This is a genomic window from Paenibacillus lutrae (genome assembly GCF_009757775.1).
Lineage (GTDB): Bacteria > Bacillota > Bacilli > Paenibacillales > NBRC-103111 > Paenibacillus_F > Paenibacillus_F lutrae.
In genome coordinates this window covers 529,483-552,943 of the sequence record NZ_RHLK01000003.1, presented here as the reverse complement: position 1 = coordinate 552,943, position 23,461 = coordinate 529,483, and the positions used below count along the sequence as shown (strand labels likewise).

General features: G+C 52.3%; 19 protein-coding genes. 17 read left to right on the top strand and 2 right to left on the bottom strand.

Going from position 1 to position 23,461, the window contains the following annotated elements:
• Window positions 1-125: 125 nt before the first annotated feature.
• On the bottom strand, window positions 126-1,454 hold the full coding sequence (locus EDM21_RS08585; RefSeq protein WP_157334630.1) for an MFS transporter: 1,329 nt from the start codon (window positions 1,452-1,454) through the stop codon (window positions 126-128).
• Between the two features lie 191 nt (window positions 1,455-1,645).
• Here EDM21_RS08585 and EDM21_RS08580 point away from each other — a divergent pair, with 191 nt between their 5' ends.
• Both EDM21_RS08580 and EDM21_RS08575 read left to right on the top strand, forming a co-directional pair.
• Complete coding sequence (locus EDM21_RS08580; protein ID WP_157334628.1) at window positions 1,646-2,407, top strand: NAD-dependent protein deacylase; 762 nt, start codon at window positions 1,646-1,648, stop codon at window positions 2,405-2,407.
• 140 nt (window positions 2,408-2,547) lie between these two features.
• Window positions 2,548-4,050: a phosphodiester glycosidase family protein gene (locus EDM21_RS08575; RefSeq protein WP_157334626.1), complete on the top strand. Its 1,503-nt coding sequence runs from the start codon at window positions 2,548-2,550 to the stop codon at window positions 4,048-4,050.
• A 99-nt stretch (window positions 4,051-4,149) separates the two neighbouring features.
• Here EDM21_RS08575 and namA read toward each other — a convergent pair whose 3' ends face one another.
• Entirely contained in the window at window positions 4,150-5,163 is a 1,014-nt protein-coding gene (namA, locus tag EDM21_RS08570) for an NADPH dehydrogenase NamA (protein ID WP_338043954.1), read from the bottom strand.
• Between the two features lie 176 nt (window positions 5,164-5,339).
• Here namA and EDM21_RS08565 point away from each other — a divergent pair, with 176 nt between their 5' ends.
• From EDM21_RS08565 to EDM21_RS08495, 15 genes are all read left to right on the top strand, one after another.
• Window positions 5,340-5,762 carry a YvaD family protein gene (locus tag EDM21_RS08565; protein ID WP_157334622.1) on the top strand — a complete coding sequence of 141 codons (423 nt, stop codon included), beginning with the start codon at window positions 5,340-5,342 and terminating at the stop codon, window positions 5,760-5,762.
• Window positions 5,763-6,124: 362 nt separating this feature from the next.
• A complete protein-coding gene (locus EDM21_RS08560) occupies window positions 6,125-7,009 on the top strand; it encodes an ABC transporter permease (protein WP_235918117.1) in 885 nt (294 codons plus the stop codon).
• Window positions 7,009-7,926 (top strand): carbohydrate ABC transporter permease, encoded by a 918-nt coding sequence (locus tag EDM21_RS08555; protein WP_157334619.1) that lies wholly within the window; start codon window positions 7,009-7,011, stop codon window positions 7,924-7,926. The genes EDM21_RS08560 and EDM21_RS08555 overlap by 1 nt, the downstream gene beginning before the upstream one ends.
• A gap of 182 nt (window positions 7,927-8,108) precedes the next feature.
• The gene (locus tag EDM21_RS08550) at window positions 8,109-9,689 is read left to right on the top strand and encodes a response regulator (protein ID WP_157334617.1); all 1,581 of its coding nucleotides are present in this window, start codon (window positions 8,109-8,111) and stop codon (window positions 9,687-9,689) included.
• On the top strand, window positions 9,686-11,482 hold the full coding sequence (locus tag EDM21_RS08545) for a cache domain-containing sensor histidine kinase (protein WP_166541896.1): 1,797 nt from the start codon (window positions 9,686-9,688) through the stop codon (window positions 11,480-11,482). The genes EDM21_RS08550 and EDM21_RS08545 overlap by 4 nt, the downstream gene beginning before the upstream one ends.
• 108 nt (window positions 11,483-11,590) lie before the next feature.
• Entirely contained in the window at window positions 11,591-13,084 is a 1,494-nt protein-coding gene (locus tag EDM21_RS08540; RefSeq protein ID WP_157334613.1) for an extracellular solute-binding protein, read from the top strand.
• 167 nt (window positions 13,085-13,251) lie between these two features.
• Window positions 13,252-14,172 (top strand): AraC family transcriptional regulator, encoded by a 921-nt coding sequence (locus tag EDM21_RS08535; protein ID WP_157334611.1) that lies wholly within the window; start codon window positions 13,252-13,254, stop codon window positions 14,170-14,172.
• A 46-nt stretch (window positions 14,173-14,218) separates the two neighbouring features.
• Complete coding sequence (locus EDM21_RS08530) at window positions 14,219-15,226, top strand: hydroxyacid dehydrogenase (protein WP_157334609.1); 1,008 nt, start codon at window positions 14,219-14,221, stop codon at window positions 15,224-15,226.
• A 222-nt stretch (window positions 15,227-15,448) separates the two neighbouring features.
• Window positions 15,449-17,305, top strand: a complete 1,857-nt coding sequence (locus tag EDM21_RS08525) for a hypothetical protein (protein ID WP_157334607.1) — start codon at window positions 15,449-15,451, stop codon at window positions 17,303-17,305.
• Between the two features lie 59 nt (window positions 17,306-17,364).
• Window positions 17,365-18,939: an FAD-dependent oxidoreductase gene (locus EDM21_RS08520; RefSeq protein ID WP_157334605.1), complete on the top strand. Its 1,575-nt coding sequence runs from the start codon at window positions 17,365-17,367 to the stop codon at window positions 18,937-18,939.
• A gap of 59 nt (window positions 18,940-18,998) precedes the next feature.
• Window positions 18,999-19,679, top strand: coding sequence for an N-acetylmannosamine-6-phosphate 2-epimerase (locus EDM21_RS08515; protein ID WP_157334603.1), 681 nt, complete (start codon window positions 18,999-19,001; stop codon window positions 19,677-19,679).
• Window positions 19,676-20,608 carry an ROK family protein gene (locus EDM21_RS08510; RefSeq protein WP_157334601.1) on the top strand — a complete coding sequence of 311 codons (933 nt, stop codon included), beginning with the start codon at window positions 19,676-19,678 and terminating at the stop codon, window positions 20,606-20,608. The genes EDM21_RS08515 and EDM21_RS08510 overlap by 4 nt, the downstream gene beginning before the upstream one ends.
• A 4-nt stretch (window positions 20,609-20,612) precedes the next feature.
• Window positions 20,613-21,257, top strand: coding sequence for an SGNH/GDSL hydrolase family protein (locus tag EDM21_RS08505; protein ID WP_235918097.1), 645 nt, complete (start codon window positions 20,613-20,615; stop codon window positions 21,255-21,257).
• Between the two features lie 104 nt (window positions 21,258-21,361).
• Window positions 21,362-22,378 carry an NAD-dependent epimerase/dehydratase family protein gene (locus EDM21_RS08500; RefSeq protein WP_068774247.1) on the top strand — a complete coding sequence of 339 codons (1,017 nt, stop codon included), beginning with the start codon at window positions 21,362-21,364 and terminating at the stop codon, window positions 22,376-22,378.
• A 3-nt stretch (window positions 22,379-22,381) separates the two neighbouring features.
• Complete coding sequence (locus tag EDM21_RS08495; protein WP_157334599.1) at window positions 22,382-23,449, top strand: dihydrodipicolinate synthase family protein; 1,068 nt, start codon at window positions 22,382-22,384, stop codon at window positions 23,447-23,449.
• Window positions 23,450-23,461 lie beyond the last annotated feature (12 nt).

The following is a 23,461-nucleotide window of genomic DNA, read 5'->3' as shown; positions in this document are numbered from 1 at the left end:
TAGGCATGAACGAATAGCATGAACAGATAGACATGAACGAATAGCATGAACGGATAGTAAAAGCCCATCGGCCGCCGGCAAAATCTTCGGCAGCCGATGGGCTTTCTTATGCGGCAAACAGGTTGTTAAGCCGCCTTATTCTCCTTGGGAATACGGGCGTGGACGAATAATCCGATGATGACCATGATGAGCAGGGAGCCCAAGGCAATCCGGCTTGCCAGGGTGCCGTAGTCCTGCAGCGTGTAAGTCAGCGTACCGTACAGCAGCGGACCTACAATTGAGGAGACTTTACCAGAGAAGGCAAACAAGCCGAAAAACTGCCCGCGCTTGTCCGGCGGAGAAAGTTCCACGATCAAGGTCCGGGAAGTTACCCACATGGAGCCCATAGAGATGCCGTAAATAACGCCGGCTGCCCAGAACATGGTCTCATTAACGGCTAGTGTTCCCAGCGCGATTGCGGCTATCAGCAGAACGGCAACGGAAGTCACAGCGCGTTTGGCACCGTAACGCCGTGTTATATAGCCAAAAATAAAGGAGCCGAAAATACTCGAGACGGTTGCCGCGAGATATAGGATGAGAAACCTGTCTGTCGTGAAGCCGACTACGGTTTTGGCATAAACCGCCATGACGGAAATGGCGGTCTGGAGCGCGTCATTGAAGAAGAAAAACGCGACCATGAACAGGAAGATGGGCCGGTATTTTTTCATTTCCTTAAAGGTCGTTATAATTTCCTTGTAGCCGCTCAAAAAGCTGGTTCTGACTGCGGCTGACTGCTTTCCTCCAGAGGCTTCCTTGTAGAACAGAATGATCGGCAGGGAAAAGAGCAGATACAGAAGTGCACTGGGCATAAACGTCTGCTCGTAATGCTGCCCGCTGGCAAGCGGGTACACGGCGAGTCCGATCAGCGTGCCGAAATAACCGAGGGCTACCCCAAACCCGGAGATTAAAGGGATTTCTTTGGGACCGCCGAGATCCGAGATCATAGCATCGTAGAATACAACGGATGAACTGAAGAAGAACTTCGCGATCACGAAACAAAGCAGGACGCTTACGATGCCAACCGGCATGCCCAGCACAGCGGCTCCGGAGCCCCAGGACGATGCGAGCGCCATGAGCATGGTAAAGGCAATGGCCAGCAGGGTAAACGGCACCAGTGCCCCCTTCTTGCGGCCTGTACGGTCCATCCACACGCCGTATAGCGGACTGAGCAGGACAATCAGCAAGCCGGACAGCGCATTGGAGTAAGTGATAAACGTACTTGCAACCTGGTCTAGCCGCGCGTCTCCTCCGATGACCTGTGTCAAGTAGAAGGGGAAAAACAGAGTTACGATGTTCGAAGAGAAAATCGTATTCGCCAGGTCGTTCAGTCCCCAGGATAGCACGGGACGTGACAGGAACAGCTTGCGGCCTTTGGCAGGGAGAGGAGCTTGTGGAGCGGGATTCGTCTGGGCCATGATGCACCTTCCTTCTTTTTAGCGTGTGAAGTTATCCACTCAAGGTCATAGGCTTAGTACACACTTATTCGTGTGGCCGGTCAGGAATTCCTTTCCTTTACAGAAATTTTGCAATCGTTTGCTTGGCGGTTCGCAAAATCAGCTACAATAAGGATAAGGAAATCAGGAATATGGATAAAGGAGGTAAAGATATGAAAGAAAACTGGAAACTACTTGATGATTTCATAGAACAAAGTGAACGGATCGTGTTCTTCGGAGGAGCTGGTATATCTACCGAAAGCGGAATTCCCGACTTTCGATCGGCGAGCGGTTTGTACAGCCAAGGCGGCGGTTACGCGTATCCGCCGGAGGTCATGCTCAGCCGCAGCTTCTTCATGCGTGAGCCGGAGCTGTTCTACTCGTTCTACCGGGGTGAGATGCTGCATCCGGAAGCGAAGCCGAATCCCGGCCACCGGGCGCTCGCGGAGCTGGAGAAGCGCGGCAAGCTGACAGCCGTCATTACGCAGAACATTGACGGGCTGCATCAGCTCGCGGGAAGCCGGCATGTATTGGAGCTGCACGGATCCGTGCTGCGCAACACTTGCATGGAGTGCGGGGCTTCTTACGGGCTGGAGGCTGTCACGGCCAGCTCTGAGATCATCCCGCGCTGCAGCGTCTGCGGCGGGATGATCAAGCCGGACGTCGTCCTCTATGAAGAAGGCCTGGATGCCGCCGTTCTGAATGAAGCGGCGTACCGCATAGCAGAAGCCGATTTGCTCCTTGTAGGGGGGACATCCCTGACCGTGCAGCCCGCTGCGGGATTAGTCCGCCGCTTCAGAGGAGATAAGCTTGCGCTGATCAACCGGAATCCGACTCCTTACGATGCAGACGCCGCTTGTATTATCCGGGATCCTATCGGACAAGTACTGGGGAGTATTCTCGGGATAGAAGAGGAGCCTGCTCCCGGTTTCTGATTATTTTGGTGAAATCGAGAACGGAATCGACAGGAATCGCTTAAGGAAAGATCGAATGACGAAAGAAGAGCAGATAGGAAATCACCCAGGTGATCCGAAGCTCAACTTCAACAGGGACAGTCCCGAAAGAGGAGAAGAATATGAATTCCATTCTGGATCGAATGATGAGTCCGATGAACCGGCTAAACAGCGGTTCAGGTACAAGATTTAGACGAAGCGCAGCCGCTCTGCTGCTAGGTACAAGCGTGCTGCTGGCAGCCTCTTCACTTCCGCAGGCAGCCGCGGCCGGCTCTGTTGAAAGCGGGAAGAGCCAAGTGAAGGCAAACGGCAAGAACTTTTCCGTTAGCTGGGTTAAGGTGGATGTTACGGATCCGCGGCTTGAAGTGATGCCGGTTACGGCTGCCAAGGGGATCGGTTATGATGAAAGCTTCTCTTCCATGATAGCCAAGAGCGGAGCCGTTGCGGCAGTGAACGGTACTTTTTTTAACGCCTATGAGAAAGATGCGTCGATCCGGTATCCGAATGGCTTGCTGCTGCATGATGGCAACCTCCTCCATTCAGGTGAGAATCAGTCTATTATCGTGGACGGCAATAAGGCGGTAGACATCCGGAAAGTGAACATGTCTTTCTCGGTAACGGTTACGCATAGCGGCAAGCCGTATACGTTCTCTCCCTGGGGAACGAACAAAGACTATGGTTCCGGACAAACGGATCAAGTCGTCTGGTTCACGCCGGAGTTCAAATCGGCTATCGACATGAACGGTACTAAAGTGGTTGTACGCAACGGCCTCATTACGGAAATCACTCCGAACGCGGTATACGTTCCCTATGACGGGTTTGTTTGTTTAATCGGGAACAGCTCGAACAACCGGAACAATCTGCTCCCTAATCTTCACGTGGGAGATTCGGTTAAAGCGGATCTGGAGGTCACTGAGAATGGGCAGGACATTCAGGGGGCCGATACTTGGCAGGCCGCGATCGGTGCGGGTCCGAAACTTCTGACTAACGGGAAAGTAGACATCAATCCTTCACGGGACGGGTACTCGGACCCGAAGATAACGAAGCAGGCAGCGATGAGGAGCTTTGTCGGTTCGGACGCAGCGGGTAAGCTGGTAATGGGAACCGTCAATGGCGCTACGATGCAGGATCTCGCCGAAATCGCGCTCTCCCTCGGCATGACGGATGCTATGAACCTGGACGGAGGAGCCAGCTCCGGGCTGTACGCGAACGGCAGCATGCTTACAACACCCGGCAGGGCATTAAGTAATGCCCTTGTCGTTAAACGGTATTACAATCCGCAGGTCCAAGTGGCCGTAGACGGCAAATTGGCGGGCGGCTTCAAGGGGTTCATCAGCGGAGATACGACCATGGTCCCCATGCGTCCCCTGCTGGATGCAATGAATGCAAATTACAAATGGGATAACACGGCTCGCTCTCTAACTCTCAAACAAGGTGATGTTGAGATGGTGATGACCGTAGGGAACTACTATATCCGGGTGAACGGGACCGATTACTGGGTTCCGAATCCGCCCGCGCTGATTGATAATTATTTGTACGTTCCGCTTCGCTTTACAGCGGAGCATATCGGAGCGGAAGTCAAGTGGGATCAGCGCCTGTACAGGGCCGATATTATTCTTCCGTAGCAGAGATTGTCGGAATCAGCACGCAGCATGTAAAAAGCAGAAGTCCTCAGTGGAAACATGGTTTCACTGAGGACTTCTGCTTTTTTTGGGGTGAGACTGTTACCAGGCCCGCCCGTACTGCTTAGGCGCCGCCGGTTCTATCCCCAGCTCGCGTGCTGCGGTTCGCGGCCAATAGGGATCACGGAGCAGCTCGCGGCCGATGAAGATCAGGTCGGCTTGTCCCCGCTCCAGGATATCCTCGGCCTGTTTGCCGCTTGTAATAAGGCCTACCGCACCCGTAGCAATCAGAGCGGTATTCTTGATCGAATCTGCAAGTGGAACCTGATAGCCGGGGAACACTTCAATGGGCGCAGGAACGAGTCCGCCGGAGCTGCAGTCAATGAGATCCACGCCCTGTTCTTTCATCAATGAAGCGTAGAAGGCGTAATCCTGGACATGGTTCCCTTCCGGATCATATTCATCTGCGGAAATCCGCACGAACAGAGGCCCTTCCCATACTTTTCTGACCGCGTGAATAATATCTTGCAGGAAACGGTAGCGCTTCTGCTTGTCCCCGCCGTAATCGTCCTGTCTATGGTTGGAAAGAGGAGAAAGAAACTCGTTGATGAGATATCCGTGCGCACCGTGGATTTCGATCACATCGAATCCCGCATCTCTAGCTCTAACCGCTGCATCGGCGAAAGCTCGAACGGTATCCGCGATTTGCTCCCGCGTCATTTCTTCGGGAGTCCGGCTGCCGGGAAAAGGAATAGCCGAAGGTGCGGCAATCGGACCTTCAACCTCAGCCTTACGGCCCGCATGGGCGATTTGAATGCCCGCTTTGACTCCCTGCTGATGAATCAGCCGCACCAGATCGCGAAGGCCATCGATCTGCTCATCGCTCCAAATCCCGAGATCCTGCGCAGAAATCCGTCCCTGCGGGGTTACGGCAGAAGCTTCGAGGATGATAAGGCCGACTCCGCCTACTGCCCTCGATGTGTAGTGGGTCCGGTGCCAATCCGTTACGATTCCGTCCTGCTTCTCGCAGGAGTACATGCACATCGGAGACATCACGATTCGATTGGGCAAAGTCACATCACGAATGGTCATGGGTTCATAGAGTTTGATAGGAATCCCACCTTTCGGGTTGAGTTATGTAGATACATTCTTATTATACCCGTTTTTGGCGGAGGCTCCAAAACTGGACTCCTTATTAGCACAGCAGTAATCTCAAAGCTGATGCAGGAGCTGCTTTACGCATTTTACCATAGCAAGTATTCGAATAAAGCGGATCAAGAAGGAGAATCCTGATGAAATTATTGAAACCCTTGTTCTTTATAACGGATCTTGGTTTTATCGTATATTGGCTGGTAACGATCTTTCACAGGATACCGGATAGCGCTGCGTTTAAAGATTATGATAATCCGATTATTGTCGCTTGGAACTGGTCCTTTTTTCCGTTAGACATTTTAATCTCGATAACGGGTTTATACAGTTTGTACTTGCAGAAGAAAAAGCGCCCGGCATGGAGAAGCTACGCGCTTATCTCGTTGATCCTGACGTTTTGCTCGGGATTGCAAGCCATTGCATTCTGGGGATTCAGCCGGGATTTTGATGTCACCTGGTGGGCGTTTAACTTATATCTGATGATTTATCCGTTATTCTTTATCCGTTATTTTATTGAGAAAGATCCGTCAGAGCCAAAGGCAAACGGGCTCCCTGTAAGCAGATAAGGGGCAAATCGGTTAACAAATCCGGATCCGGACCATTCAAGACCATGCTGGAGCGCCTCAATTTGCAGGCGAGCTTGTATGTCCAGCCCTATAAAACTGAAGAGACCCAAGGGGCAAACCGCCGCAAGGGTCTCTTTGTCCTATTCCTGCAGCAGAAAAGCAATACCTTAAGATTTTCTCTATTTTAATAAGATTACAGCCTTTTAAGCATGCGGCCTCCATAGGACAATAGAGACAGGGCGAATGATCTGTTCATCTATGTTAGAAAGGAAGGCTGTACTATGAAGGTTATGACCGCCAAAGGCGCCGCAGCAGAGAAACCGACAAACAGCAAACGTGAGAAGAAACATCCGTTTCGCGGTATGCGCAAAGATTGGGATTTGTATTTAATGGCAGTCCCGGGGTTAATTTTTCTATTAATTTTCAAGTATACCCCGATGTACGGTCTTGTCATTGCATTCCAGGATTTCAGTATTTTTAAGGGCATTGGAGAAAGTAAATGGGTCGGTCTTAAGCATTTCGAGAAATTGTTCGTCAGTGATGAATTCCTGAACGTACTCAGCAACACACTTCTGATTTCCCTTTACAAATTAGTATTTTTGTTTCCGCTTCCAATTCTAATTGCGATCCTGCTCAACGAGATCCGCAAAATGATGTTTAAGCGTGTTGTGCAGTCTCTGATCTACCTGCCGCACTTTATCTCATGGGTTATCGTAGGCGGCTTGTTCATTAACTTGCTCTCCGTTAACGGAGGTATCGTGAACGCCGTGATTGTAAGTCTGGGCGGACAACCCATCCAGTTCTTTATGGACCATAGCATCTTCCGCTCCGTACTGGTCTTTACCGAAGGCTGGAAAGAGCTCGGCTGGAGTACGATCGTTTATTTGGCGGCGATTTCATCCGTGGACCCGCAGCTTTATGAAGCGGCCAAAATGGATGGCGCAAGTAAAGCGCGTCAAATGTGGCACATTACGCTGCCGAGTATCGCTTCAACGGTCGTACTCATGTTTATTCTCAAAATCGGCAGCCTGCTGGAAGCGGGTACCGAGCAAATTCTCGTCATGTACAACCCGGTCGTATACGATGTAGCCGATGTCATCGGTACTTACGTCTACCGCGTCGGGATCGGAGCTTCCGATTACAGCTTCTCAACGGCTGTCGGACTTTTTGAATCCGTTATCGCTTTCGTCCTGGTCATCGGCGGTAACGCGCTTTGCAGAAAATATCTGGGAAGGAGCATCTGGTAATGGCTACAGCAAACATAAAAGAAAGCAGACCGGCCGGCATCAAGGAATCGCTGGGAGAACGGATTTTCTACATCGCCAACAACATTTTCTTTGTTCTGCTCGGCCTTGCCACTTTGTTCCCGTTCCTTAACCTTATCGCCAAATCATTCAGCAGCGAAGGTGCCGTTATTTCGGGTAAGGTTACGATTTATCCGATTGATTTTCAGATCGGGACGTATCAGTTCGTACTCGGCAATCCGCAGTTTCTGAATTCCTTTAAAATCACGATCTTACTGACGATCGTAGGTACTTTCACAAGTATGATCATGACGGTGCTGGCCGCTTATCCGCTTTCCAAGCCGAATCTGAAGTTCCGTAAACCGCTGCTGCTGACTTACATCTTCACGATGCTCTTCAGCGGAGGGATGATCCCGACGTACCTGCTGATGCAGAAGCTGAACCTGATTAATACGTTCTGGGCTTTATTTGTACCGGGCCTCATCAGCGTGTTCTATATGCTGCTTGTGAAGAACTTCTTCGAAAGCCTGCCGGAAAGTCTGGAAGAGTCCGCTAAGCTCGACGGCGCGTCCAACTTCCGTGTCCTCTGGGACATTATGCTGCCGCTGGCGAAACCGGTTCTTGCCACTGTCGGTTTGTTCTATGCGGTTCTGCTGTGGAACAGCTATTTCTCCGCTATGATCTATATTACAAGTTCTGAGCTCAAGCCGCTGCAGCTCTACCTGAAGGAATTGATCGCATCTACGAACGATGTGCTCAATCTGACCGGTGAAATTGACCTCGGCCGCGATATGAACAAAACGCCGGAAGCGGTTCAAGCGGCTTCCATCGTAACCGCAACGATTCCGATCCTGCTTGTGTATCCGTTCCTGCAAAAGCACTTTGTAAAAGGTGTTATGGTCGGTTCCGTTAAGGGGTGATAGAACAAGGTGAACGCAAGTCCCCAAGGCCTTCTGTATGATATTGACAGGAGGGTTTGGGGAATTTTTGTTATACTATCAGACATAGAAGGTTGCCAGGATAAGTCCGTTTTTCAGCATTTGAAAGACTGGTTTTTACCATACCAACGTGTCAGATAGGGATCGTGTAAGGGGGGATTGTCTTGATCAGGGTTATGCTTGTAGACGATGAAGAAATGACGCGGAGCGGCCTCAGGGAATTCGTGCCTTGGGAAGATTTCAATATGACAGTCGTGGGGGAAGCGGAGGATGGCGTGCAAGCGCTTGAGCGCTTCGATGAACTGGAGCCGGATCTCCTGATGTGTGATGTGAGAATGCCGAGAATAGACGGCCTGGAGCTGGCGCGCCAGCTCAAAGATAAGGCACCGGTATGTAAGATTATTTTTTTGAGCGGTTATTCCGATGTGGATTATTTGAAAACGGCGATCAAGCTGCAGGCCGTGGATTACCTGGAGAAGCCGGTACAGCTGGATGAACTGCAGAAGCTGCTCGGTACCGTAGCCGCGGAAATCCGGGCTAACCGTCAAGAGAGCGCCCGGATCACCGGATTGGAGAAATCCTGGAATCAGAGCATGCCGGAGCTCACAGAGAGGCTGCTGAGGAACCTGCTTGCACTGCGCGGCGCCGGCGAGTCCGGTTGGCTCCAGGTAAAGCGGGAGATCGGGCTGGTTGATGACACATTCCCGACCGAAGGGAACTGGGTATGCTGCACGGCTGCTTTCGGTAATCCGGCAGCCAGGGAGACTTGGCGGGAAGACGCGTATGCCGGCGCCAGAGAACTCGGTCTGCCTATTCTGGCCGGAATCGTGGATGGAGTCGGTATCGCGTGCCTGGCGCTGGAATCCGAGAGGCATCTGGAGCCAGTGTCACTGTGGCTCAACAAAATGACGGCGAAAGGCCGTGAAGAGGGGAAGAACCGCCGCGCCTTGTCTTCAGGGAATATATTCCATCCTCTCTATCGAATGGCGGTATCATATGAAGAGTCTTTGAAAGCGCTTCATTATTATTTCTACCGCGGCTGGCATTCGGTCATCTGGTACCGTGAGCTGCCCCAGCAGCATCGCAGCGGTCTGCAGCTGTTCGAGAAGGATTGCTTCCTTAAGTTCGAAGATGCGCTTCGCCGTCAAGATTTCGAGGAAGCGGAGCAGCTGTTGGATCAGGCGGTGAATGAGCTGCTGCTGTATCCTTCGCCCGAGATCGAGAGCGTACGGAAGAAACTGTTCCGCTGGTATGTGGCGATGACTCAGATTTATCCCGATGCCATGTGGGATTTCGAGAATGACGAGCTCTGGTCTTCCGTCTTCGTATCGGGCGAGTTGTTCACCATCCGCAGTTTTATGCTGCGCCGCCTGGAGATCATTAAAGAGAACACGGACGACTCTGCCAGCAGTGAGAAATCGGTTATCCGGGATGTCATCCGCTATGTGCAGCATAATTACAACGAAGATGTCTCCATCGCGGCTATTGCCAATCATGTCTATTTGGCGCCCACTTACTTGTGTCTTTTGTTCAAGAAGGAAAGGGGCATTTCCATGAACGAATATATTACCCAGTTCCGCATCAAGAAAGCCAAACAGCTTCTCAGGGACCGCAAGCTGAAGCTTTATGAGATCGCGCAGATGGTCGGATACCAGGATGCCAACTATTTTGCCAAAGTATTCCGTAAAATAGCCGGATGCAATCCGTCGGAATACCGGGATTCCATGGAGGAAGGTGCGGGATGAAAGGGGCCGGCCGTCTTCTCCAGTTTTACCGCGGACTTAAAATCAGCCAGAAGCTGCTGTTAAGCTATATTCTGCTAATCCTTCTTCCGACCGTGACGATCTCGGCTATCTCTTACCAGAAAACATCCAAGATGCTGATCGACAGGGTTGTCGAGTCTACGAAGCAGTCATTCGAGCAGGCGAATACGTTTATCTCTTACAAATTAAATAACGTTAAAGACGTTTCGAGTATTCTGTATATGAACCGTTCGATAACGGAGATTCTGGGCAAAAGCGAGACAGGCTACTCACTCGGGCAGCAGATTGACGATTATCAGAAGCTGAGTGATATTATCCTATCGGCATATAACAGCCGTGAGATTTACAGCATCCGGTTGTTTGTGGACAAGGATAGAGTGTTCCTGAAAGACAACATAACCATTCTGGATATGGCCACGATCAAGGATACGGAATGGTACAAGGAGATGGCGGATAACCAGGAAAGCATCTACTGCCGGCCTACCTATGAGCACGATTACAAAGACGTACGGGGCGTCCAGAAAATTATTTCCTGTATCCGTCCCCTCCAGTCTTATGATTACAGCGGTGAATGGATGGGCGTACTGTCCATCGATATTGCCGAGAACAGTATCAGCGAAATTATTGACCGGACTAACATTACACATGAGGGACAAGTGTACCTGCTCGATAAGAAAGGCCGCGTCGTATCGGCAACGGACAAGGCGCTGGTCGGTACCGTGCTCGGAGACGAGCAGAAGAAAGAATTGAGGATTTCGGCCAATGCGCCCGGGAGTGCCACGATCGTCCGAAAGCCGGTCGAAGGTACGGGCTGGGAACTGGTGGCCGTCATCCCGCAGGAAGAAATTACGGCTCAAAGCAGCCAGCTGGCCCAATATTTGCTGCTGCTGTTCGTCATAGTGACGGTGCTGGCGGTCTTGACTGCTTTTGCGGTGTCCCGGGGAATCACGCGCCGCATCCGGCTGCTCATCCGGCATGTCGGCAATATTGAGGCCGAGAAATGGACGTACCGGATGAAAGTGGACAGCTCGGATGAAGTGGGCATGCTGCAGCAGCATTTTAACCGGATGAGTGAGAATATGCGTAATCTGATCCAGGAGAAGTACAAAGCGGAGGTCGCTAAGAAAAGTGCGGAACTTCGGGCGCTCCAGGCCCAGATTAACCCGCATTTTCTATACAATACGCTGGAGCTGATTCACTGGATGGCGATGAAGCACAAGGCCCAGGATATCAGTGATATTGTCGGCAGACTGGCCAAATTCTTCCGACTCAGCCTGAGCAAAGGCAAGGATGTCATCTATATCCGGGATGAAATTGAACACGTGAAGACGTATCTCGAAATTCAGAACCGCCGATTCTCAGGAAAAGTCGATTATACCTTTGAAGTTGGTCCGGGTCTGGAGGACATCGCAACCGTCAAACTGATTCTGCAGCCGCTTGTGGAAAATGCGATTCTGCACGGCATCCAGGAGAAAGAGGAGAAGCGCGGCATCATTCTGGTGGCCTGCTGGCGCGAAGGAGGCCTCGTCAAGTTCGTCGTAGAAGACGATGGGGTCGGGATGACCGAGGAGCAGGTCCGTAAGATTACACTGGAGACGCTGACAGGCGCCGGAGGCTACGGGGTCCACAATGTTGCCCAGAAAATCCGTCTCTACTACGGGGACCAGTATGGCCTTGTTTATGAAAGTATGCCGGGAGAGGGGACGAAAGTCACGATTACTTTCCCTGCAATTCCGTACGGGCAGCTTGATTCGTCCACTGAGGAACCTTCATAACCACTTTGGACAACGAATGCAGCATCTTGAGACAAATACAGGGCCCTATCGGCATGATATAGTGGACACAGTTAGAACAAATTAGTCCAGATTGATGGGGGAGGACATATGAAAAAAATAGCCACCGGTGTTATCAGTCTTACGTTAGCGCTTTCATTATTGGCCGGTTGCGGGTCCGGAGCAACTGAAACGGGAGCGACAACTACACCTGATGCCAATGCGCCTAAACCAGAGCTTCGCATGTTAGGTTTTCAGAAAACAAACTTCGATCCGAACACGGATCCAGTCGGCAAGTTCCTGGAAGAGAAAACCGGATACAAAGTCAAGTACGAGACACTTCCGATTGAGAACCCGGACGACAAGCTGAATCTTCTGATCGCGAACAAAGAGCCGTACGATATTCTTAAACTCAGTGCATCCCAATATACACGTCTTGCATCTCAAGGCGCACTCGAGCCTCTGGATGATTTGCTCAAAACGTACGGAAGCAATATAACGACAGCCAACCCGCCGGAAGTTTTCGACAATGCTAAAATCGACGGCAAAATCTACGGTATTCCGGAGAAACATCCGAAAGCATTCGTAGGTCAAGTGATGGCGGTCCGCCAGGAGCTGCTCGATGAACTTAAAGTAGGCGTCCCTACTACGATTGACGAGTTCTACAACCTGCTCAAACTAATCAAAGAAAAGAAAAACATCATTCCTTTGACAGGTTCTTCTACACCAAGCATGAACTATGAAATCGCAGGCGCGTTCGGAATTTCCGCACCTTTCGATGATGAAAACGGTAAGATCAGACACCGCTTGGAAGATCCGGGTATGAAAGAATACCTGGCATTCATGAACAAGCTGTACAAAGAAGGCTTGATCGATTCCGAGTGGCCGGTTAATAAAGCCGCAACGGCTAAAGAGAAATTCACTTCCGGTAAAGCGGCCATTTACGAAACGGATTTCGCTTCTCCTCCGTCTCTGGTAGCGGCACTGAACAAGACGTTCCCGAACACCAAGCTGGCTTTGATTCCTTCCCTGAAAGGTAAAGACGGCAAACAGGAAAACTGGCTTCAAGGCGGCGGTATCTCCTGGTACATCGGCATTCCTAAGTCTTCCAAGAACAAAGAAGCCGCTATGCAGTACATTAATATGAAGCTGCAGCCTGAAATTTTCAAAGAGCTGGCAATCGGCCAGGAAGGTACGCACTGGAAGAAGGACGAGAAAGGCGCAATGTCCCCGATCCTTCCTAAGTTTACCGAAGACCGCAACAACTCCGACTGGTTTATGACGAGCACGGATTCCAAGAACTTCGGCGATATGTGGCTCGTTCGTGTACGTAAAGATCCTTTGGTCGGTTCTACTTTCGAAGAAATTCAGAAGCAGGCAAGTTACTCCAAACAAGATCCTACCCTTCTGGCTCCTCCGATGGATGTTGTTGCGAACAACCTCCAGAAGCTGACCAAAATGGAAACCGACTATATGATTAAAGCATTCGCAGGCGCTGAAGATCTGGCGAACTATGATAAATTCGTTCAACAGTTCATGTCTCAGGGCGGAAGCGAAGTCCTGAAAGCATACAACGAATGGTATGCAACCGCTAAGAAGAAATAAGAATCAAAAAAATGGCCTCCAGGTTCTATCTGGAGGCTATTTCCTTTTCCCCGGCAGAGATAAAAGAAAATTCTCCAAAGATCATAAGATATTCCTTATTTTCTTAAGATCGAGGCCTTACCCCGCACTGCCTTCAGGAGCGACAATAAGGATAAGGGGGGATACCGATGCATTCCTTTCAACGCGCCGGACAGGCGATAGAAGCAGGTTTTGACAGATGGCAATTGGAACGTCCGATGACTTTGGGGAATTTCGTGTTGGAGCAGATCAGGGACAGCTGTTTTCACAAAGAACTGCAAGCTTTTCCCGAGAAAACAAGCAGTTACACGTTAATTTATGTGCTTTCAGGTTCGGGCAAGTTGATCCAGGGAGAGCAGTCGGTCCCTTTTGGAGAACGGGATTTTGTATTCGCCGCGCCGGGAGATTGCTGGAAACTGGACAGTTCGTCGAACGGACCGGTTCGTCTAATTTCCGTACGTTTCAGAGAAGTGGCCGGGAGGTTTAATCTTGCGGAAGTTATCCACACGATAGGCACGGAAGGTCCCCAGCCGGTCCGGAAAGATAATGGTGCACTTGAAGAGCTGCTGCTGGGCCTGCAGAGGGAAATCGAAGCCCGCGACAACTATGCCAAAGCGATGGCGGAAAGCTATCTTCAGCAATTGGTTGTTGCTTTATGCCGGCTTGGAACCCATCATGCAACCGCTCCCAAACAAGAATTCAAACGCGCGCCGATGAAGCAGGAACTGGCTTATCAGGCCGTGAGATATATGGATCAGTCTCTGCTCGAAATCAAGGAACTTAGCCAGCTGGCCGATGTTCTCGGTTATAGTTATTCCCATCTGTCCCATGTATTCCGGGTAGAAATGGGGGAGTCTCTACAAAGTTACTGGGCCCGCAAACGCATTCTCAAAGCGATGAGGCTTCTTCAGTCGGGACGGACCAACATTACAGGTATCGCCGAGACGCTTCACTATCAATCGATTCATTCGTTCAGCAAAGCATTCAAGAAGATTGCCGGGTTGACTCCGTCGGAATATCAAGGTCTTTACGGCTTATCTTCCGGCAAACAGCGGCAGGTCTATAATTAAGCAAGCGCGTTTACTGCGTTTACTATACAGGTGGAGATGAATAGGGATGAAGACGGTTTTACTGCAAGGAAAACGGGTGACCGACCGGGTCTTCGAGCCGGCCCAGCTGAAGCGTCTTGAAGACATGGGGGCGGAGCTCGTTATCTTCCGCGAAGAGGATAATGCATCCCCCGAGGAAGCGGCTGAGCTGATGCGCGGTGCGGAGGTGGTTATCACCTCATGGGGATGCCCCAAGCTCGAGGGGGCCGTTCTTGAAGCGGCTCCGGATCTCAAGGCGGTGCTGCACGCGGCCGGTTCCGTCAAGCATGTGGTCACAGGCGAGGTATGGGAGCGCGGCATCCGGGTGACATCGGGCGCCGCCGTCCTGAGCCGGGGTGTGGCCGAAACGGCTCTGGGCCTGACCATCATGTCGATGAAGAACTTCATCGGCGCAGCGGCCGCCGTCAAGGGAAGCGGCTGGTGGAACCAGCGCAAAGATTCGGTCCGCGATTCGATCCGCGAAATGTACGGGTCCACGATCGGCGTTATTGGCGGCGGCCATGCAGGCAAGCACTTCCTTCATCTGCTCAAAGGCTTTCAATTGAGCGCGCTTCTGACTGATCCGACGTATACCCGGGAGATGGCGGCTGAGGCCGGAGCGGAGCTGACGGGGCTGGAGGAGCTGCTTCGGCGCTCCGACATCGTCATGGTCCTGGCGCCCGAAATTCCGGCCACGTACCGGATGCTGGGTGCCGAGAATCTGGCGCTCATGAAGGAAGGCGCGACGCTGATTAACCTCGCCCGCGGCTCTCTGATCGACGAGGATGCACTCGTGCGGGAGCTCCAAAGCGGACGCATTCAGGCTATTCTGGATGTCACGGTACAGGAGCCCCCCGGCGCGGCACATCCGTTTATGACACTGCCGAATGTGATGCTGACCGGCCACATTGCCGGAGCGGTCAATAACGGGCTGCTGGCGATCGGCCGTTTTATTGTAGATGAATGGGGCCGGCTGGCTGCCGGGGAGAAGATGGAAGGCGAGATTGACCCTTCAAGGCTTGATACACTTGCATAGAAGCAGCCTTCTAGCATATAGCCGGATGGATTTTTTGCAGCCGGAGATCCCGAAGCGGTCAAACCGCTATTACTTATCTACAGATAGAAGCTGCCTGCACATAGTGCTGTGACCAAATCAGATCAGCTAACTAGCGCAAGAAGATTCAAGCAAGAACTTCATAAAGGCTGACCGGGTTATCCGGCAGTCCTGATTTTAAATCCATCCGATGGAGGAGATTTTATGAAAACGGCTATATTTACATCCCATCCGTTAAAGCGGGAAATTTGCGGAGAAAGCGCAGTTTATTCCTTGCAAGAATTGCTGCAGACGGATTTAAGCCCTTATGGAGCTGTCCTGCTGATCGGTTCTCCACACATAGATGAGGAGACGTCCCTGACAAGCGAAGAGTGCGCCTATTTATGGAACTACGTATTCGAAGGCGGCAAACTGTATGCGGAACTCATCAATGCATTTGATTTTCCGAGCTCCCGTCTATTCGGCTGGAAGCAGGATTTTCCTAAAAGCCGCCGGATGATGGAAAAACTCCGCTATGTTCCCAAAGAAGGGGTTCTTCAGGAAGGCCAGCTGTTCGAATGGGACGGGGCCATGGCGTATGGTTTCAGCATAGCTGCGGACACCCGGCTTGAAATCGGACCGTTCAAAGAAACGCACCAGTCCACTCAACCACTGATAGGGGCGAAACCTTATCCGGGACTGAACATCCGCGAACTCGGCAAAGGCAAGGTCGTATTTGCCGCCTTCTCGCTGTTCTCCAGCCAGCAGCCGGCTGCGCTGCGTCCGTACAAGGACTGGGCGCAGTTTATTGCCGCATTAGCTGGTGACACCGGAATCCCTTTCACGATGTGGGAGCCCGTGATGGAGCTCTCGCGTGGAACATCGGCGGATGAAGCGATCGAGAAAAGTCTGAAATGGTTTGTTTCTTCGGGAATTATGCCCGAGTTAGACGGATCGAAGGGGATCTGGGAGAACGTCCACTCGGTTACGGCAAGAATCTCGTATGACCGCCGTCCGGACTGCCATGCTCACACGGCGCTTATGTTCTACCTGTACGGAAAAGCAAGCGGCAAGCCGGAATGGGAAGAAGCGTCCCACGCGATGCTGCAGTATTTATTCGATGAAGGATATCAGGATATGGACCCGGCATCTCCTTCATACGGATTTTTCAAATGGTTCGATTACCCGGGTGAGAAACCCGATCAGATTTTTACGGACGATAATGCTTGGGTATGTCTGGTTCTTCTGTATCTGTACCGCAAAACAGGCAAAGAAGAATACCGCGAGCGCGGACTTCTTATCGCAGAAGGATTCCTTGCTACCCAGAATGCGAATGGCCTCAGAGCAAACTGCATCACGGGCAAAGAGCTAGAGGATCTGGGCAAGGAGAAAATCGCTTCAGAGCTTGCAGTCAGCATGAATCCGCATTTTGAAAGCATTGCACATACCGCATTCATCCAGGCGTATCTGGTAACAGGCAAGCAGGAATACCTGGATGCGGCTGTGAAAGGTTCCATCTATATGCTGGAGCACATGGATGAGCTGAAGTTCATGTACAGCCGGACATCCGGCCTGGCCCGTTTCCTGCTTCCGCTGGGATTCCTGGCGGCACATGACGGGAGCGGCCGGATTCAAGCGGGCATGCAGCAGATTACGGCTTACCTGCTCTCGAACCAGCATGAAACCGGCGGGATCGAGGAAGCGGATAATCCGGACCCGGACCGGTTCGGACAAGAGGATGCAGGCGTATACATCCACAATGGCGAAGGCATTGCGGATCAGCTCTATACGAACAACTTCCTGCTGATGAATGCATGGGAGCTGTGGAAAGCGACTCAGGATGAAACGTACCGCAAGTTGTACGAGGATCTTGCCTCGTTCCTCAGCGCAATTCAGATCAGCAGCAAGGATGCCCGCTTTGACGGCGGCTGGATGCGTGCGCTGGACCTGACCCGCATGGAATACTTCGGCAACAACGGAGACACAGGCTGGGGCCCTTACTGTATGGAAGGCGGCTGGACCAATGCCATGACTACGGCCGGCTTCTTGCTTGGAAAGCTGGATGAGTCGATTTTTGACTAGTCCCTGACTGTTACACACTTACCTGAGAACTCATCATACGAATGAAAGGAATGTCATCTATGTCTTCCAATATGCAGGCGGAACTTGTCATTATCGGAGGAGGAACCGGGGGCTGTGCGGCAGCGCTCGCGGCGGCCAAATCCGGCAAAAAGGTCATCATGACCGAAGAAACGGACTGGATCGGAGGCCAGCTGACGAGTCAGGCGGTACCTCCGGATGAGCATCCGTGGATTGAAAGCTTCGGGTGCACAGCAAGCTACCGGAGCTTCCGTGAAGGAGTCCGGGACTATTACAAGCGGCTATTCCCGCTCGCGGAGGGTGTGCAGGCTCAGCGCCAATTCAACCCGGGCAGTGCAGGCGTCAGCAACATCGCCCATGAACCGCGTGCGGCGCTGGCGGTGCTAAGAGACATGCTCGCGCCATACATTCACAGCGGCAAGCTGCAGGTGCTGTATGGATATCGTGTTCTTCAGGCAGAAACCGGCGGCGATCAGGTAGAGAGTGTAACGGTATGCCGCGTGGAGTCCGGTGAAACTGTCCGTCTATCCGCTCCTTATTTCCTGGATGCGACCGAAGAAGGGGACGTTCTTCCGCTGGCTGGAGTCGAATATGTGACGGGAGCGGAATCCGCTCAGGTAACGGGCGAGCCGCACGCCTTGCAGGGTGAGGCCGACCCTCAGGACATGCAGGCATTCACTTACGTTTTTGCGATGGACTATAGAGAGGGCGAGGATCACACCATTGAAAAGCCGGCGCAGTATGATTTCTGGAAGCAGTACAAAGCGGACTTCTGGCCGGATATGCAGCTGAGCTGGGCAGGTCTTGTCCCGCATACGCTTGAGCCGGTTCAATACTGTCTTTTCCCTGACGGCAAATCTTTTTCACTGTGGAAATATAGAAGAGTCATTGATAAAAATCACTTCGCGGAAGGCACGTTCGAAAGTGATATTACGCTCGTCAATTGGCCGGCAAATGATTACTGGCTGGGCTCGATCATTGACGTAACCCCGGAAGAGCGCGCGAAGCACCTGGAGAATGCCAAGCAGCTCAGCCTGTCCCTGCTCTATTGGATGCAGACCGAAGCACCAAGACCGGACGGCAAAAGGGGATACCCGGGTCTGCGTCTTCGCAAAGATGTGGTCGGAACCGAAGACGGTCTGGCCAAAAGCCCTTATATTCGCGAATCGAGAAGAATCAAAGCGGAATATACGGTCGCGGAGCAGGATCTCAGTCCAGTCACTCAGCCGGGTCAGACGGCGATGGACTACTTCGACTCGGTGGGGGTGGGCTCATACCGGATCGACCTTCATCCGAGCACGGCGCTGCGTACGTATATCGATGTATCTTCTCTACCCTTTCAAATCCCGCTGGGAAGCCTGATTCCGGTACGTGTAAACAATCTGCTGCCGGCTTCCAAAAACATCGGGACGACTCATTTGACGAATGGCTGCTATCGCCTTCACCCGGTCGAATGGAACATCGGGGAAGCGGCGGGCTACCTAAGCGCTTTCTGTCTGGATCAAGGTGTCAGCCCGCGTGAAGTCCGCAAGAAGAAGGACTTGCTGGAAGCGTTCCAAGCCGTTCTTGCACAGGCCGGTGTGGAGATGAAATGGCCATCTACCCACGCAGTTTAATTCAATGACACAGCATTCATCAAGCCTTATTAACTATATAAGCAAGGGGATCACCAGCCATGAATAGTTTAATACCCAAACAAAGTCTAGTGGTATCGTGTCAGGCGCTCGAAGATGAGCCTCTGCACGGTTCCGTTCACATGGTAGCGATGGCACGTGCGGCAAAAGCGGGGGGAGCATCCGGAATCCGGGCGAACTCCCTGCCCGATGTGCGCGCAATTAAAGCGGAAATCGACCTGCCGGTGATCGGGTTATGGAAGAAAGACTACGACGGTTTCGAGGTGTACATTACACCGACCGTTGAAGACGCAGTTGCCGTCTACGAAGCAGGAGCGGATATCGTCGCCATTGATGCGACTTCCAGACCGCGTCCGGACGGAATCAGCCTGCAGGACACAATCCAAGTACTGAAGGGCAAGGGCATCCCTGTGATGGCGGATATCTCCACCTTCGAGGAGGGTGTGCAGGCGGCGCAGTGGGGCGCAGACTATGTCTCGACGACCTTATCGGGTTATACGCCGTATAGTCAGGCAGAGCTGCCTAATCTGGATCTTGTGAAGCGGCTGGCAGGCGTACTGACGGTGCCGCTCGTAGCGGAAGGCGGTATCTCGACACCGGAAGAGAGCCGCGCAGCCTTGCAGGCCGGTGCGCATTTTGCTGTCGTAGGCGGAGCCATTACCCGTCCGCAGGCCATTACCGAACGCTTCATCTCCGGGATGAAGGAGTTGTCCCGCATATGAGGAAGAGTCCCCCGCAACTATATCTGGGTGTAGATCTGGGAGGGACTGCCATGAAAGGAGCCGTCATTGGAATAGACGGCTCCTTTTTGGCAGAACAAAGCGTCCGGACACCGGTTGAACGGGGCCGGACTGGCATTCTTGCCGCGCTGAAGGTCCTGATCGCGGATTTGCTCGCTCAATCCCCCGGAGCGATTGAAGGAATCGGAATCGGCTCGGCAGGGCGCATAGACGCCGGCACAGGTACGGTCCTGTATGCGACGGACAACTTGCCCGGCTGGACAGGCACAGCTGTGACAGCGGAAATTGCGGCGGCATTCCCGTATCCGGTGTTTACGGACAACGATGTCAACGTGGCGGCTATTGGTGAAGGCTGGCTCGGCGCAGCGGAGGATCTGACATCTTTTGCCTTCATAGCGCTGGGAACCGGTGTAGGCGGAGCACTGGTTGCCGATGGCCGGTTAATCCGCGGGACGAAAGGGGCTGCGGGAGAATTCGGACATATGCTGGTGCAGCCGGGTGGAATTCCATGCAACTGCGGCCAGCGGGGATGTCTGGAGCAGTATGCTTCGGGAACCGCTCTGAACCGCATTGCCAGGGCGATTTCCCCGGACTGGGACAGCTACATATTCATCGAAGCTGTGAGAGGGGGAAATGCTCCCGCTATCCGGGCCATGCATGAATTCACCCGTACGCTGGCCGCCGGCCTTGTGAATGTACACAATCTGTTCGATCCTCCCGCCATTCTGCTGGGCGGCGGATTGATCGACTCGCGCGATGTCTGGTGGAGTCCTTTGGAGAGTGCCCTGCAGGAGTTAACTCCTGTGGAGATCTCCGTGAGACCGGCTCTGCTCGGCAACCGGGCAGGTATTCTTGGCGCAGCCCGGATGGCAATGCCGGCTTACCAATTAAACGAATCAACAGGAGGATGAAGAAATGGATCATTCTATGATACAAGCCAACCAGACGCTGTTATTTATTGGGGACAGCATAACCGATACCGGCCGTGATTACAGTAACCCGGATGACATGGGCAGGGGCTTTGCCTTCATGGCCTCGTCTCTCTACAGTTCTTTATATCCCGGGAAAAATATCCGTTATTACAACCGCGGAATCGGCGGCAACCGGATTCGGGATGTCCGCGACCGCTGGCAGACCGATTGTCTGGATTTGAAACCGGACTGGATTACGATGCTGGTCGGAGTCAATGATGCGGCAAGACGTTACGACCAGCAGGATATTACGACGGTGGACGAGTTTATCGGCACCTACCGAAGTCTGATGAAGCAGGCGTCGGACACATGCGGTTCACGGTTTATCCTCTTGGAGCCGTTTGTATTCCCTGTAAACGATGTCCGCAGGCTATACCGGGAAGATCTGGATCCCAAAATTCATGCGATTCGAGATTTGGCCCAAGAAACGGGCTCTGTCTTTATATCGCTGGATGGAATGTTCGCTGAAGCCAGAGCACAGGTTCCGGATGAAGTGTGGGCGCCGGATGGCGTACACCCTTCACCGGCAGGGCATGCTTTAATTGCCTGCGCTTGGCTGAATGCCGTGGGCGCACTCAAGAGATTGTGATTTAGAGACAATTTTGCGCAAATAAATGGACGTTTTAAAGACTTGTCTTTATATAAAAGAGGCTTGATACTAGAGGTATCACGTGAACGCGAAGGGAGCTTCTCATGAAAACCGTACAAGAGCTAGAAGCGAAATTGGCCCAGCCATCCGAGGCCTTAATTAAAGATATTGCTGCAATTGATGGAGATATTATGCTGCTTGGTATCGGAGGCAAGATGGGACCGAGCTTGGCGAGACTGGCTATGAACGCAATTAAAGAAGCGGGTGTGGATAAAAAAGTATACGGGGCGTCCCGTTTCTCATCCGGCGGTTTGCGTGAGGAACTGGAAGCGGACGGTGTAACCACCTTCCCGGTGGATCTGCTGAATGATGAGCAGCTTAAGGCGCTGCCTGACGTTAAGAACGTCATCTATATGGCGGGGAACAAATTCGGTACGACAGGCAACGAGCATTTCACATGGGCGATGAATTCCTACCTGCCGGGACGGGTAGCCGAGAAATACAGAGATTCACGCATCGTCGTATTCTCAACAGGGAATGTGTATCCGATTACACCGGTCTACCAAGGCGGTGCAACGGAGCTGACTCCGCCTGCAGCTGTTGGCGAATACGGCCAATCCAGTCTCGGACGCGAGCGCGTATTTACGCATTTCTCCCATAAATATGACATTCCTATGGCGATATACCGTCTGAATTATGCGATTGATCTGCGTTACGGCGTTCTTCTCGAAATAGCGAAGTCTGTCAAAGCCGGCAAGCCGATCGACATCACGATGGGCCACGCGAACTGCATCTGGCAGGGCGATGCCAATGAAATGGCGATCCGTATGCTGAATGCCTGCAGTACGCCTCCGACGATCTTCAACGTGACCGGTCCCGAAACGCTGTCGCTGCGCTGGGTAGCGAATGAATTCGGATCGAGACTGGGGATCGAACCGATTTTTGAAGGAAAAGAATCGGATACGGCTCTTCTGAGCAACTCGGCCAAAGCCAGCAAACAATTCGGTTACCCGAAAGTATCCATTCTCGAAATGATCGACTGGATCTCCGAGTGGGTTGAAGCAGACGGACATACTTGGAACAAACCAACTCATTTCCAGGAGAGAGAGGGGAAATTTTAAGCGATGGCCAGAAAAGATTTAAGCCCGGAGATGCTCAAAGCGCTGCATGAGGGCGTAGCTATTCCCGCTCATCCTCTTGCACTGGACGAGAACCGGAAATTTGACGAGAAGCATCAGAGAGCGCTATCCCGCTATTACATCGCCTCCGGCGCCGGTGGTGTCGCTGTCGGGGTTCACTCGACCCAGTTCGAGATTCGGGACGAAGGCATTGACCTGCTGGAGCCCGTACTGCGTATTGCCGCTGAAGAAGTAGAGAAAGCTAACCTGCAGCGTCCTTTTTTCAAAATAGCGGGTATCTGCGGTCCGACTAAGCAGGCAAAAGCCGAAGCCGAGCTTGCCGTAAGTCTGGGTTACGACATCGGTCTTCTAAGCATGGGCGGACTTAACGGCTGGGAAGAGGAGCAGATTCTGGAGCGCACGAGAGTCATAGCGGATATTATTCCGGTATTCGGATTCTACCTGCAGCCTTCGGTAGGGGGAAGAATTTTCAGCTTCCGGTTCTGGGAACAGTTTGTTGATATTCCGGGCGTGGTCGCGATCAAAATGGCCCCGTTCAACCGTTACCAGACCATTGATGTCGTGCGTGCGGTGTGCTATTCCGACCGCCGTGATGAAATTGCGCTCTACACAGGCAATGACGATAACATTGTGACCGATCTGCTGACCACTTATCGCTTTTCTGTCAACGGCCGGATGGTAGAGAAGAAGATTGTCGGAGGCCTGCTCGGACACTGGGCCGTCTGGACTCATAAAGCGGTGGAACTTCTGGAAGAAATCAAGCAAGTCCGGGATAAAAGTGAAATTGCGGCGGAGTGGCTGACGAGAAATATCGAAGTGACCGAGTCCAATGCGGCTTTCTTCGATCCGGCTCATCACTTCGAGGGCTGTATCCCCGGCATTCATGAAGTACTCCGCAGGCAAGGACTGCTGCAGGGCCGCTGGTGCCTGAACCCGAATGAGGAGCTTTCACCGGGTCAAATGGAAGAGATCGATCGAATGTACCGCGACTATCCGCATCTGAATGACGATGAGTTCGTCAAAGCGCATCTTCAAGAATGGCTTGCGGATTAAAACAGCCGTGAA